Here is a 14,431-nt window from a genome sequence, read left to right as displayed (position 1 = left end):
TCCCGGCCAGAAACTTGGGTGACCATATGTCGAACGAAGCCAAGCTCCGCGAGTACCTCCGGCGCGTCACCGCCGAACTGCGGGACACCGACGAGCGTCTGCAGCAGATGCAGGCCAGGGCGGCCGAGCCGATCGCTGTCATCGGCATCTCCTGCCGATTCCCGGGCGGCGTCACCTCGCCCGAGGAGCTGTGGCGCCTGCTGGCCGAGGGCGGCGACGTCGTGTCAGAGTTTCCCACCGACCGGGGCTGGGACGTGCACTCCCTCTATGACCCGTCCGGGGAACGGCCGGGAACCATCCACGCGCGGACCGGCGGCTTCCTTTACGACGCCGCCGACTTCGACGCCGAGTTCTTCGGCATCTCGCCGCGCGAGGCACTGGCCATGGACCCGCAGCAGCGGCTGCTGCTGGAGACCGCGTGGGAGGTGTTCGAACGGGCCGGGATCGATCCCCATTCGGTACGGGGCAGCCGCACCGGGGTCTTCGCCGGCCTCATGTACCACGACTACGCCGCGCGGCTGCCCGAGATGCCGGCCAACGTCGAGGGATACCTGGGCAACGGCAACGCCGGGAGCGTCGCCTCCGGCCGGATCGCGTACGCGCTGGGCCTCGAAGGTCCCGCGGTGACCGTCGACACGGCCTGCTCATCCTCCCTGGTCGCCCTGCACCTGGCAACGCAGGCGCTGAGGTCCGGGGAGTGCTCGCTCGCGATTGCCGGCGGCGTCACCGTGATGTCCACCCCCGACGTCTTCGTCGAGTTTTCCCGGCAGCGTGGCCTGGCGAAAGACGGCCGGTGTAAGCCGTTCGCCGCGGCGTCCGACGGCGCCGGCTTCTCTGAGGGCGTCGGCCTGGTGCTGGTCGAACGGCTCTCCGACGCGATCCGCAACGGCCACGAGGTACTCGGCCTGATCCGCGGCTCCGCGGTCAACCAGGACGGCGCCTCGAACGGGCTCACCGCCCCGAACGGGCCGGCGCAGCAGCGCGTCATCCGGGAGGCGCTCGCCGCCGCCCGGCTGGACACCAGCGACGTCGACGCGGTGGAGGCGCACGGCACCGGGACGAACCTCGGTGACCCGATCGAGGCGCAGGCGCTGATCGCCACGTATGGCCAGAACCGGCCGGCCGACCGGCCGCTGTGGCTCGGATCCGTCAAGTCGAACCTCGCGCACACCCAGGCGGCCGCCGGCATCGCCGGCGTCATCAAGATGCTGCTGGCCATGCGGCACGGGATGCTGCCGCAGTCGCTGCACATCGACCAGCCGACCCCGCACGTCGACTGGACCGCCGGATCGGTGGCCCTGCTCCGCGAGGCGGTCCGCTGGCCGGAGACCGGACGTCCGCGCCGCGCCGCGGTGTCGTCGTTCGGCATCAGCGGCACCAACGCGCACGTGGTGCTCGAGCAGGCGCCACCGCCGACCGGCACCGAGCCCGGGCCAGGCGTCGACGGCCCGCTGCCGTGGGTGTTGTCCGCGCGCAGCGGCCCGGCGCAGCGGGCCCAGGCCGGCCGTCTGCTCGACCTGCTGCGCGACCGGCCCGACCTCGACCTCACCGACCTCGCCCACTCGCTGCTGACCACCCGCGCGGCGCTGGAACACCGCGCCGTCGTGTGCGGCCGGTCCCGGGAGGACCTGGTCCGGGGACTGGAGTCACTGGTACGGGACGAGCCGGCACCCCATGTCGCCACGGGAAGCACCGAGGCGGACCGCCGAGTGGTCTTCCTCTTCCCCGGCCAGGGAGCCCAGTGGCAGGGCATGGGCGCCGAGCTCATCCGGACCTCGCCCGTGTTCGCCCGTACGATCGCCGAGTGCGAGGCCGCGCTGGCACCGTACACCGACTGGTCGCTGTCGGACGTCCTCAACGGCGAGCCCGGCGCCCCAGGGTACGAGCGCATCGACGTCGTGCAGCCGGCGCTGTTCGCGGTCATGGTGGGCCTCGCCGAGCTGTGGCGCTCGTACGGCGTCCGCCCGGCCGCAGTGGTCGGTTCCAGCCAAGGCGAGGTGGCGGCGGCGTACATCGCCGGCGCGCTCAGCCTCCAGGACGCCACACGCATCATCGCCGAGCGCAGCAAACTGTTCGGCGCGGCACTCGTCGGCAACGGTGCCGTCGCGTCCGTCGCCGCGTCCCGCGCGCAGGTGGCCGAGGCGTTGGCCGAATGGCAGGACCGGCTCGTGATCGCCGGCGTCAACGGGCCGCGGTCCACGACCGTCGCCGGTGACGTCGCCTCGCTCACCGCGTTCGTCGCCGACCGTGAGGCGGCGGGCTGGCAGGCGCGGGTGGTCCCGGCGACCGTCGCGTCGCACTGCGCCCAGGTGGACCCGCTGCACGACCGACTGGTGGGCTCACTCACCGGCGTGTCGGCGCGCACCGGCGACGTCGCCTTCTACTCGACCGTGACCGGCACGCCGCTGGACACCGCCGAGCTGGGCCCGGATTACTGGTTCGAGAACGCTCGCCGACCAGTCGACCTGATGGGCGCGGTCCGCTCCCTGATCGACGACGGGCATGACGCCTTCATCGAGATCAGCGCGCATCCGGTCCTCTCCGCCGCGGTCCAGGAAACCGCCGAGGAGATCGGCGCGGACGTCCGCACCCTGCACTCGCTGCGGCGGGACGCCGGCGGACCCGACCGCTTCCTGCTCTCGCTCGCCGAGGCGTACGTGTGCGGAGTGCCCGTCGCTCTTCCCACCCTGTTCGAGGGCGCCGGCGCGCGGCGGATCGCGCTACCGACGTACGCCTTCCAGCGTGAACGGTTCTGGCTGGAGACCGACGCCGCACCGGGCACCACCAGGCAGCCGGACGCCGGGTTCTGGAACGCCGTCGAAGACGGCGACCTCGACCGGATCGCTGCCGACCTGGGCGTCGGCCCGGAGCAGCACGGCTCGCTCGCCGCGCTGCTGCCCGCGCTGACCTCCTGGCGCCGCCGACAGCGCGAACGCGCCGGCATCGAGCGATGGATGTACGACGTCACCTGGATCCTCCGGTCCGCACCGGCCGGGCGGCTCACCGGCCACTGGCTGCTGGTCGTGCCGAGCGAGGACCAGCAAGGTTGGACGACGGCTGTCGCCGCCGCCCTGGCCCGGGCCGGTGCCGAGGTGGTCACGCTCAGGTCGGCCGGTGAGGCCGCTGCCGACCTGATCAGCGGGCAGAGCCTCGCCGGCGCGCTGTCCCTGCTCGGCCTCGACGAGTCGCCTCATCCCCTGGCGCCGGCGGTGCCGCGCGGCCTCGCCGAGACGCTCGACCTGCTGCGAGCGCTCGAGGACGCGCCGACCCCCACACCCCTGTGGACGCTGACGCGGGGCGCTGTGGCGGCCGGCAGCAACGAGTACGTCACCCGGCCCGCGCAGGCGCTGCTCTGGGGTCTGGGCCGGACCGCCGCGCTGGAGATGCCGCAGAACTGGGCGGGCCTGATCGACCTGCCCGATTCGCCGGACACGGGAGCGACCGACCGGCTGGTGGACATCCTCGCCGGTGGCGTCCCGGACGATGACCAGTTCGCCATCCGGCCGAGCGGTGTCCTCGCCCGCCGGCTCATCCGCAGCTCCGCCGCCGAGCACACCCGGTGGCGGCCGGACGGCACCGTACTGGTCACCGGAGGCCTCGGCGGTGTCGGCGCCAACGTCGCTCGGTGGCTGGCGCGACAGGGCGCCCCCCGTCTCGTGCTGACCGGTCGCCGGGGCGCCGCCACGCCCGGCGCCGCCGACCTCGAGGCCGAACTCGCCGGGCTCGGGACGACCGTCACCGTGGCAGCCTGCGACGTGGCCGACCGCGACCAGGTCGCGCGGCTGATCGCCGGCCTCGATCCGGAGGTCCCGCTGCGGGCCGTCTTCCACGCCGCAGGCGTCGGCGACACCGGTGCGCTCGCCAGCACCGGCCCGGCTGACCTGGAGGAACTGCTCGCGGCCAAAGTCAGCGGGGCCCGGCACCTCGACGAACTCACCCGCGACCATCCGCTGACCGCCTTCGTGCTGTTCTCGTCCGGTGCCGGCATCTGGGGCAGCAGCAACCAGGGCGCGTACGCCGCCGCAAACGCCTTCCTCGACGCCTTCGCGTCCTGGCGACGCGGTGCCGGACGCACCGCCACCGCGATCGCCTGGGGTGCCTGGTCCGGCGCGGGCATGGCCGACGGTACGGCCCGGGACCAGCTGAACGACTGGGGGCTGCGCTCCATGCCGGTCGACCGGGCGATGGCGGCCCTCGACGCCGTGCTCGCTGCGGACCGGACCACCGCGACGGTCGCCGACATCGACTGGGAGCGCTTCGCCGCGACGTTCGCCGTGGCGCGACGGACGTCGCTGTTCGACGTCATCGGCGAGCGGCGCCCGGCCGACGGCGAGCCGCACGGCACGGGGTCTCCGGAGGTGGTCTCGCGGCTGCGCGGCCTCGGCGCCGCCGAGCAGCGTCAGGTCCTGCTCGACCTCGTGCTCGGTCACACCGCGGCGGTCCTCGGCCATGAATCGGCCGAACGGCTCGACACCCGCCGGGCGTTCAAGGAGCAGGGCTTCGACTCGCTCACCGCGGTGGAACTGCGCAACCGGCTGCGCCGGGCCACCGGCCTCACCCTGCCGACCACCGTGGTGTTCGACCATCCCACCCCGACAGCGATGGCCGACCACCTCCGGGCCGAGCTCTTCGGCGACTCCGTACCGGCCGGGACCACGGCGGCGGAAACCGTCGCACCCGACGAGGACCCGATCGTCATCGTCGGCATGGCGTGCCGCTTCCCGGGCGGCATCCGGTCCGCGGACGACCTGTGGCGGATGCTGATCGCGGAGGGCGACGTGATTTCGCCGTTCCCCACCGACCGCGGCTGGGACCTCGACGCCCTCTACCACCCGGACCCGGAACATCTCGGCACCACGTACCTGCGGGAGGGCGGTTTCCTCGACGACGCCACCGACTTCGACGCCGGGTTCTTCGGCATCTCTCCCCGGGAGGCGCTGGCGATGGATCCGCAGCAGCGGCTGCTCCTGGAGACTTGCTGGGAGGTGTTCGAAGAGGCCGGCATCGACCCGGAGACGATGCGCGGCACGCCCACCGGCGTCTTCGTCGGCAACAACGGGCAGGACTACACGATCGGCCTGCGGACCATCCCCGAGGAGGTCGAGGGCCACCTGCTGATCGGCAACGCGGCCAGCGTCGTCTCGGGGCGGGTGGCGTACACGTTCGGTTTCGAGGGTCCGGCGGTGACGGTGGATACCGCCTGCTCGTCGTCGTTGGTGGCCCTGCACCTGGCCGTGCAGGCGCTGCGGTCGGGCGACTGCCGGATGGCCGTCACCGGCGGTGTCACCGCGATGTTCAGCCCACGCGCGTTCGTGGAGTTCTCTCGGCAACGCGGGCTGGCCGCGGACGGCCGGTGCAAGTCGTTCGCCGCGGCGGCGGACGGCACGGGGTGGTCCGAAGGCGTCGGCCTAGTGCTGCTGGAACGGCTGTCCGACGCCCGCCGCTCCGGGCATCGGGTGCTCGCGGTGGTGCGGGGCAGCGCCCTGAACCAGGACGGCGCCTCCAACGGCCTGGCCGCGCCGAGCGGGCCGGCCCAGCAGAAGGTCATCCGGGAAGCACTGCGGTCAGCTGGCCTGTCGACCGCGGATGTGGATGTGGTGGAGGCTCATGGCACTGGTACTCGGTTGGGTGATCCGATCGAGGCGCAGGCGGTGTTGGCGACGTATGGCCAGGACCGGACAACGCCGGTGTTGTTGGGGTCGGTGAAGTCGAATCTGGGTCATACGCAGGCCGCGGGTGGTGTCGCGGGTGTGATCAAGATGGTGTTGGCGATGCGTCATGGTGTGGTGCCACGGTCGCTGCACATCGATGAGCCGAGTCCGCATGTGGACTGGTCGGCTGGCGCGGTGCGGTTGGCGAGCGAGACCACGGTGTGGCCGGAGGTCGACCGGCCGCGTCGGGCGGGTGTGTCGTCGTTCGGAGTGAGTGGCACCAACGCCCACGTGGTGCTGGAACAAAGCCCCGAACCCGAACCGGTGTCCGATGGGCCTGAGTCGGGTCCGGGGTTGGGTCCGGAGTTGGGTCCGACGGTGTGGGTGGTGTCGGCCCGTTCAGCGGCGGGTCTGCGCGCCCAGGTCGACCGGTTGGCGTCGTTTGTGCAGGCCCGACCGGAGTTGCCGCCGGGAATGGTCGCGGCGGGTCTGGTGCGGCGGCGGGCGTTGCTGCCGTACCGGGCCGTGGCTGTGGGTGCCACCGCGGGCGAGTTGATCGCCGGTTTGCGTACCGCACCCGACCCGGCAGCAGCGGCGGCTGGTGGTGGTGTGGTGTGGGTGTTCGCGGGTCAGGGCTGGCAGTGGCAGGGCATGGGCCGGCAGTTGATGACCGAGTCGGTGGTGTTCGCCGAGGCGATGGCGGAGTGTGACGCGGCGTTACGGCCGTGGACCGGACGGTCGGTGCTGGATGACCACGACGGTGACGTGCGTGTGGTGCAGCCGCTGATGTGGGCGGTGATGGTGTCACTGTCCCGGGTGTGGCGTTCGTTGGGCGTGTACCCGTCAGCGGTGATCGGTCATTCCCAGGGTGAGTTGGCTGCCGCGGTAGCGGCGGGAGCGCTGTCGCTGGCTGAAGGCGCACGGATCGTGGCGGTGCGCGCCGCGGTGATCGCCGAAACACTGTCCGGTCGGGGCGGAATGCTGTCAGTCGCGTTGCCCGAGACGCGGGTACGTGAGTTGGTCGACGGTGTGCCCGGAGTCGACGTAGCGGCGGTGAACGGCCCGGGATTGTGCGTGGTCTCCGGTGACCGCGCCGCCGTGGAATCGATTGACTGGGGCCAGGCACGAACGCGGTGGGTTGATGTGGACTACGCCTCGCACTCGGTTCAGGTGGAGACGGCCGAGGAGTTGTTGTCACAACGGTTGGGTGTTGTGGAATTCCAGGCAGGGCAGGTGCCCTGGTACTCGACGGTGACCGGTGAGCTGATCGATCCAGCAGGACTCGACGCCGGGTACTGGTTTACGAACCTACGCGCCGAAGTGCGGTTCGAAGCAGCGGTACGCGCGGCGGTACGCGACGGCCGTGACCGGTTCCTGGAAGTGTCCGGACACCCGGTGCTACTGCCAGGCATCACCACGACACTCGGTGACATACCCGCAGTGGTGAGCGGAACGTTGCAGCGCGACCGAGGTGGTCTGATCGAGGTGTTACGCGCAGCCGCCGTATTGCACACCGCCGGCATCCCGATCAACTGGGAACCGATCCTGCCAGCGACCGACCGGCAGGTGGACCTACCGACATATGCCTTCCAACACCAGCGCTACTGGCTGGACCCGGCCGGTGACGGCGGCTGGCGGGGTTCTGCGGTGCGGTTGGCTGATGGTGGTGTGGTGGTGTCAGCGACGGTGTCGTTGGCGCGGCAGCCGTGGCTGGCCGATCACGCGGTCAACGGTGTGGTACTCGTGCCCGGCACCGGATTCGTGGACTGGGCCGTGCACGCCGGTGACCTGGCCGGGACGCCGGTGCTGCGGGAACTAACCGTGCAGACCCCACTGGTCCTCGACACAACCAGCACAGTCGAGATGCAGACCACGGTGGGCGCTGACCATCAGGTCGCGATCTACTCGCGGGGCGGTGACGATGAGCCGTGGACCTGCCACGCCACCGGCCTGCTCGCGGAAACCGCCGAGAGCGTTGTTCCCGAGGCCGATGCGTCGTGGCCGCCGGCCGGGGCGACGCCCGTGCCGACCGCGGGTTTCTACGACGCGTTGGCCGCCCGTGGCTACGAGTACGGGCCAGTGTTCCAGGGTGTGCAGGCGGCCTGGGAAAACGGTGAGGACCTCTACGCCGAAGTCCAGCTGCCGGACTCCGAGCACCAGAACGTCGCCGGTTTCACCATCCACCCGGCACTGCTGGACGCCGCCCTACACACCGCTGCCCTGCACACCGCTGCCCTGTCCGACGACGGCTCGCCGGTGTTGCTGCCGTTCGCGTGGCAGGACGTGTGTGTGTATGCCACCGGTGCGACGCGGGTGCGGGTGCGGATGCGCGCCAACGACCAGCGGGTCTCTCTGACGTTGACCGACATGTCCGGGGGTGTGGTCGCCACGGTCGGATCGCTTGCTCTTCGCGTGTTGCCGGATGAGCCGGTGACCCGCACCACCCGGGACTTGTATGTGGTGGACTGGGTTGACGCCGGCCGAGCCCAGACGGACCGCGAGGTAGTCCGGGCCAGCCAGCGGGGCGAGGCGGGTCTGCCGGTGTGGGACTGCACCGGGGTTGGTCTGCACGAGGCGTTGGCCGGGGTGCAGCAGCGGCTGGCCGACGATCAGCAGCGTTGGCTGGTCCTCGTCCCGGGCGGTCAGGACGTCCCCGGGGCGGCTGCGGTGTGGGGGCTGTTGGCGTCCGCGCAGAGTGAACATCCGGGCCGGTTCGTGTTGGTCGACGCGGCCGATGCCAACCTGGCCCGGGCAGCGGTCGCTGTGTGTGACGAACCGCAGCTACGTGTCGACGGGAACGGGTCCATCCGGGTACCCCGGCTGGTTCGCGTTCGCGCGCCGGGTGGTGACGAGCCGGTGGGCTTCGGTGCCGGCCCGGTGTTGATCACTGGTGGTACCGGCACGCTTGGTGGTCTGCTGGCCCGGCATCTGGCCCGCGAGCATGGTGTCACCGATCTGCTGCTGGTCTCCCGGCGCGGCCCCCACGCACCCGGCGCGCGAGAGCTGGCCAAGGACCTGCGCGAGGCCGGCGCCCAGGCACGGATCGTCGCGTGTGACCTGACCGACCGGGACGAGCTGGCGGCACTGCTGGATGAGCACTGTCCCAGCGCGGTGATTCATGCGGCGGGTGTGCTCGACGACGCCACCATCACCAACCTCACCCCTGCCCAGCTCGACACGGTGTTTACGGCCAAGGCGGTAACCGCGGGATACCTGCACGAGTTGACCCGGGACCTGGACCTGCACGCGTTCGTGTTGTTCTCCTCCGCTTCCGGGGTGTTCGGCTCGGCCGGGCAGGCCAACTACGCCGCCGCGAACGCCTACCTCGACGCCCTGGCCCGACAACGACGCGAGCAGGGAGCGCCGGCACTATCGCTGGCCTGGGGGCACTGGGCGCAGGACAGCGAGCTGACCGGGCGGCTGAACAGCGCCGACCGCCACCGGCTGATCCGCAACGGCGTCGTGCCGATGAGCAGCGAGTACGGCCTCGCGCTGTGCGACGCGGCGCTCAGGTTGGACCGCCCGGTGGTCGTACCGGTCAAGCTGGACCTGACCGCCGACGCCGGCCACTCGGTACCACCGGTGCTGTCCGGCCTGCTAGCCGGCGCCCGGCGGGTGATCACCGCGGAGCAGGTGCGCGGCGGTTTCGCCGAGCGTCTCGCCGGCCTCGAACCGGCCGCGCAGCGCGAACATGTCCTGGAGACCGTGCGGTCGCTGGCCGGCCAGGTGCTCGGTCACGGGTCCGCGTCGACCGTCGGCCCCGACCAGGCGTTCAAGGAACTCGGCTTCGACTCGCTGCTCGCCATCGAACTGCGCAACCGGCTCAGCGTCGAGACCCGGCTGCGTCTGCCCGCCACGCTGGTCTTCGACCATCCCACTCCGGCGGCCGTCGCGGATCACTTGTGCACGGCCCTCGGGCTGGTACCGGCCACGGAATCACCCGAGGAGGCCGAGGAGCGCGAGTTCCGGCGGGTGCTGGCCGGCATCCCGATGACCCGGTTCCGGAACTCCGGGTTGCTCGACCTGGTGTGGCGGCTGGCCGGCCCCGGCGAAGGCGCCGAACTGGCCGAGGCCTCCATTGATGACCTGGACGCGGAGAGTCTGCTGCGGCTGGCCGAGCAGCAGATCGCGTCCTGACCGTACGGCGCGGGGGCTGGAGAGCTGATGAACACGTCGCAGGAGAAGTTCGTCGAGGCGCTGCGCTCGTCGCTCAAGGAGAATGAGCGGCTGCGCCGGCAGAACCGCCAGTTGATCGACGCGGCGACCGAGCCGATCGCGATCGTCGGGATGGCCTGCCGGTTTCCGGGCGGAGTGCGATCGCCCGAGGAACTGTGGACCCTCCTCGACCAAGAGGGCGATGCCATCGCCGACTTCCCCACCGACCGGGGCTGGGAACGGCTGGCACGCTTCGACCCGACCGGAAAGCTGCCCGGATCGGTCTCGGCACGCGAGGGCGGTTTCCTGTACGACGCCGCGGAGTTCGACGCCGGCCTGTTTGGGATCTCGCCGCGGGAGGCGCTGGCGATGGATCCGCAGCAGCGGTTGCTGCTGGAGGCTTCGTGGGAGGTCCTCGAACGGGCCGGGATCGATCCGCTGAGTTTGCGGGGGAGCCGGACCGGGGTGTTCGCGGGGTTGATGTATCACGATTACGGGTCGCGGGTGCGGGTGGTGCCACCGGAGTTGGAGGGGTATTTCACCAACGGTAATGCGGGCAGTGTGGCGTCGGGCCGGGTGGCGTATTCGTTCGGTTTCGAGGGTCCGGCGGTGACGGTGGATACGGCGTGTTCGTCGTCGTTGGTGGCGTTGCATTTGGCTGTGCAGGCGTTGCGGTCGGGGGAGTGTGATCTGGCGCTGGCCGGCGGGGTGACGGTCATGTCCACGCCGATCGTTTTCCAGGAGTTCTCGCGGCAGCAGGGAATGGCGCCGGACGGGCGGTGTAAGTCGTTCGCGGCGGCAGCGGACGGCGCGGGCTTCTCCGAGGGTGTCGCTCTGGTGTTGGTGGAGCGGTTGTCGGATGCGCGTCGTCATGGGCATCGGGTGTTGGCGGTGGTGCGGGGTTCGGCGGTGAATCAGGATGGCGCGTCGAATGGTTTGACAGCGCCGAATGGTCCGTCGCAGCAGCGGGTGATTCGCCAGGCGTTGAGTGTGGCTGGTTTGACGTCGGCGGATGTGGATGTGGTGGAGGCTCATGGCACTGGTACTCGGTTGGGTGATCCGATCGAGGCGCAGGCGGTGTTGGCGACGTATGGCCAGGACCGGACAATCCCGGTGTTGTTGGGGTCGGTGAAGTCGAATCTGGGTCATACGCAGGCCGCGGCGGGTGTCGCGGGTGTGATCAAGATGGTGTTGGCGATGCGTCATGGTGTGGTGCCACGGTCGCTGCACATCGATGAGCCGAGTCCGCATGTGGACTGGTCGGCTGGCGCGGTGCGGTTGGTGCGGGAGACCACGGTGTGGCCGCAGGTCGACCGGCCGCGTCGGGCGGGTGTGTCGTCGTTCGGAGTGAGTGGCACCAACGCCCACGTGGTGCTGGAACAAAGCCCCGAACCCGAACCGGTGTCCGATGGGCCTGAGTCGGGTCCGGGGTTGGGTTCGGAGTTGGGTCCGACGGTGTGGGTGGTGTCGGCCCGTTCGGTGGCGGGTCTGCGCGCCCAGGTTGACCGGTTGGCGTCGTTTGTGCAGGCCCGGCCGGAGTTGCCGCCGGGGATGGTCGCGGCGGGTTTGGTGCGGCGGCGGGCGTTGCTGCCGTACCGGGCTGTGGGTGTGGGTGCCACCGCGGGCGAGTTGATCGCCGGTTTACGTACCGCACCCGACCCGGCAGCGGCCGCGGCGGCTGGTGGTGGTGGTGTGGGGTGGTTGTTCACAGGTCAGGGCTCGCAGCGCCAGGGCATGGGTACGGGCTTGGCCACGCGGTTTCCGGTGTTCGCGGCGGAGTTCACACGGGTGTGTGGCCTGTTGGACGAGTTCCTGCCGCGACCGTTGGCTCAGGTGATCGCTGAGGGCGGCCCGCTGCTGGACCGCACGATGTACGCACAGGCGGCCGTGTTCGCGGTCCAGGTCGCGCAGGTGGCGTTGCTGCGCTCGTTCGGTGTGCGCCCGCAGGTGGTGTTGGGCCACTCGGTGGGCGAGTTCGCCGCGGCGGTGACCGCCGGGGTCCTCGACATGACGGACGCGTGCCGGCTGGTGGCGGCGCGGGGCCGGCTGATGGATGCCCTGCCAGCGGGCGGGGCGATGCTCGCGGTACACGCCGGCGAGCAGCAGGTCCGGCAATGGGTGACCGGATTGGACGTGGCGGCGGTCAACACCGCCGGGCAGGTGGTTCTCTCCGGAACGGAACCGGCCGTGGACGCGGCTGCCGGGCTGCTGGCGGGGTACGGGGTCAGAGCACGCCGACTGCGAGTGTCACACGCGTTTCACTCAGTGTTGATGGAGCCGATGCTCGCCGAGTTCGCGGACATCGCGGGCACCGTCACCTACCAACCGGCGCAGGTTCCGATGCTGTCAAGCGTGCGGGCCGGTGCTGATGTGAGCACCCCCGAATATTGGGTGCGGCATGTGCGCGACACAGTACGTTTCGCCGACGCGATCGCAGCCCTGGACACCCCGACCAATATCGAGGTGGGTCCGGACGCGACATTGACCGCGATGCTGACCGACCACCGGATCAGCCCGCTACTGCGCCGTGACGCCGACGAAGCCACCACCTACCTGAAGGCACTAGGCGACCTGCACACCGCCGGCATCCCGATCAACTGGGAACCGATCCTGCCAGCGACCGACCGGCAGGTGGACCTACCGACGTATGCGTTCCAACACCAGCGCTACTGGCTGGACGCCGACGACATAACGGCGCACCGGAGCGACACCGACGACCTGCTCTACGCCGAGAGCTGGCAGCCTGTGCACCTGCCCGGTGCCGACCTGGCGAGCGAGAGCTGGTTGGTGCTCACGCCGTCCGCGGACGTCGAGGCCGAGTGGGGCGCGGCCGTCCGCAAAGGCATCGAGGCCGCTGGGGGCCGCTGCACCATCCTGGAGGTGACCGGCCAGGACCGTACCGCCCTAGCGGATGCGCTGCGCGGGTGCGACGCCGACCGGGTGGTCTCCCTGCTCGGCCTCGACGAGGCGCCGAGCATTGGCGCCCCCGCAGTACCGGCCGGTCTCACCGCCACGCTGCACCTTCTCCAGGCGCTCGGCGACGTCGGCCTCGTCGCGCCGCTGTGGTGCCTAACCCGGGAAGCCGTCGCGGCCGGTCCGGTGCGGGCACCGCTCCAGTCGCCGATCTGGGGCCTCGGCCGGACCGCCGCGCTGGAACACCCGCAGCGCTGGGGCGGCCTGATCGACGTGCCCGGACAGCCCGGCACAGAAACCGTGGAAAGCCTCATCGCCGTTGTCGCCGCCGGCATCGAGGACCAGGTGGCGGTACGGCCGGGCGGCGTGCTCGCGCGGCGGCTCACCCGGGCTGCGGCCGGCCCGGCGTGGAAGTCCGAGCCGTGGAGCCCCGAGGGTGACGTCTGGATCACCGGCGGAACCGGCGGCGTCGGCGCGCAGCTGGCGCGCTGGCTGACCGTACGGGGGGCTCGTAGCCTGGTGCTGCTGAGCCGGCGCGGGCCGGACGCCCCCGGCGCTGCCGAACTCGTCACCGAGCTGGCGGCCCGGGGCACGACGGCGACGGTTGTGGCCTGCGACGTGGCCGACCGGTCCCAGATCGCCGGCCTCATCGAGCAGATGGGCCCGCCTTCGGCGGTCTTCCACACGGCCGGGGTGCTCGACGACGGGGTGCTCGAATCGCTCACCACGTCGCGGCTGGAGACGGTGCTGGCAGCGAAGGCCGCCGCCGCCCGCCACCTCGACGAGCTGACCCGTGACCTGGACCTGACCGCGTTCGTCCTGTTCGGGTCGCTCGCCGGGGCCGTCGGTGCGGCCGGACAGGCCAACTACGCCGCAGCCAACGCCTACCTGGAAGCGCTGGCCGCCGCGCGGCATGCGGCCAACCGGCGTGCGCTTACCGTGTCCTGGGGCGCTTGGGCCGGCCCGGGCATGGCCGACGGCGCCGATAGCATGGACCACTCGGGCGTACGCCCGATGGCGCCGGAAGCGGCGCTCGAGGCTCTCGGTAGGGTCCTCGACCGCGGCGACCGCACCACCGTCATCGCCGACCTCGACTGGACGCACTTCGGCGCACGATTCACCGCGGCCCGGCCGAGCCCGCTCCTGCACGGCCTCATCGGCAGCGACAGCCCCGCACCCGGCAACCCGTCCGGCGTCCCGGTCGTACAGCAGTGGGCGTCGCTGGACGTGGCCGGACAGGAACGGGCGCTGCTCGATCTGATCCTGGGGCACACGGCCGCGGTCCTCGGCCACTCCGGGCCGGAGCAGATCGACCCGGCCCGACCGTTCCAGGAATTCGGCTTCACCTCGCTGAGCGCGGTCGAGCTGCGCAACCGCCTCGGCGTCGCGGTGGGCCGGCAGCTGCCAGCGACGTTGGTATTCGACCACCCCAGCCCGCTCATACTCGCCGGTGAACTTCGCCGGTCGACGTTCGGCGAACCGGAGACCGTGTCGGTGGTAGGCGAGCTCGACCGGCTGGAGCGGGCGCTCACGACCGCCGCCCTCGACAACGGGACCCGGGCCGCCCTCGGTGCCCGGCTCCGCGACCTCCTGACCCGGCTGACCACCGGCGACCAGGAGATCGGCACGCGGCTGCCCGAGGACACGTCCGACGATGACCAGATCTTCGACTTCATCGAGAACCAGCTCGGCATTTCCTGACGTCACGAGGA

At 71.2% G+C, this 14,431-nt stretch carries 2 protein-coding genes; both read left to right on the top strand.

Translation table 11 applies throughout. From position 1 onward, the window contains the following. The first annotated feature begins 14 nt into the window (after positions 1-14). Positions 15-9,788 (top strand): type I polyketide synthase, encoded by a 9,774-nt coding sequence (locus GA0070604_RS33115; protein WP_425256108.1) that lies wholly within the window; start codon positions 15-17, stop codon positions 9,786-9,788. A 27-nt stretch (positions 9,789-9,815) separates the two neighbouring features. Beyond that, positions 9,816-14,420 carry a type I polyketide synthase gene (locus GA0070604_RS33980; RefSeq protein WP_091120520.1) on the top strand — a complete coding sequence of 1,535 codons (4,605 nt, stop codon included), beginning with the start codon at positions 9,816-9,818 and terminating at the stop codon, positions 14,418-14,420. Positions 14,421-14,431 lie beyond the last annotated feature (11 nt).

The organism is Micromonospora eburnea (assembly GCF_900090225.1).
GTDB lineage: Bacteria > Actinomycetota > Actinomycetes > Mycobacteriales > Micromonosporaceae > Micromonospora > Micromonospora eburnea.
This window is presented reverse-complemented; position numbering and strand designations above follow the sequence as displayed.

Excerpts from the sequence above, each read along its gene's own strand:
- GA0070604_RS33980 (WP_091120520.1), top strand. The coding sequence starts at position 9,816 with ATGAACACGTCGCAGGAGAAGTTCGTCGAGGCGCTGCGCTCGTCGCTC.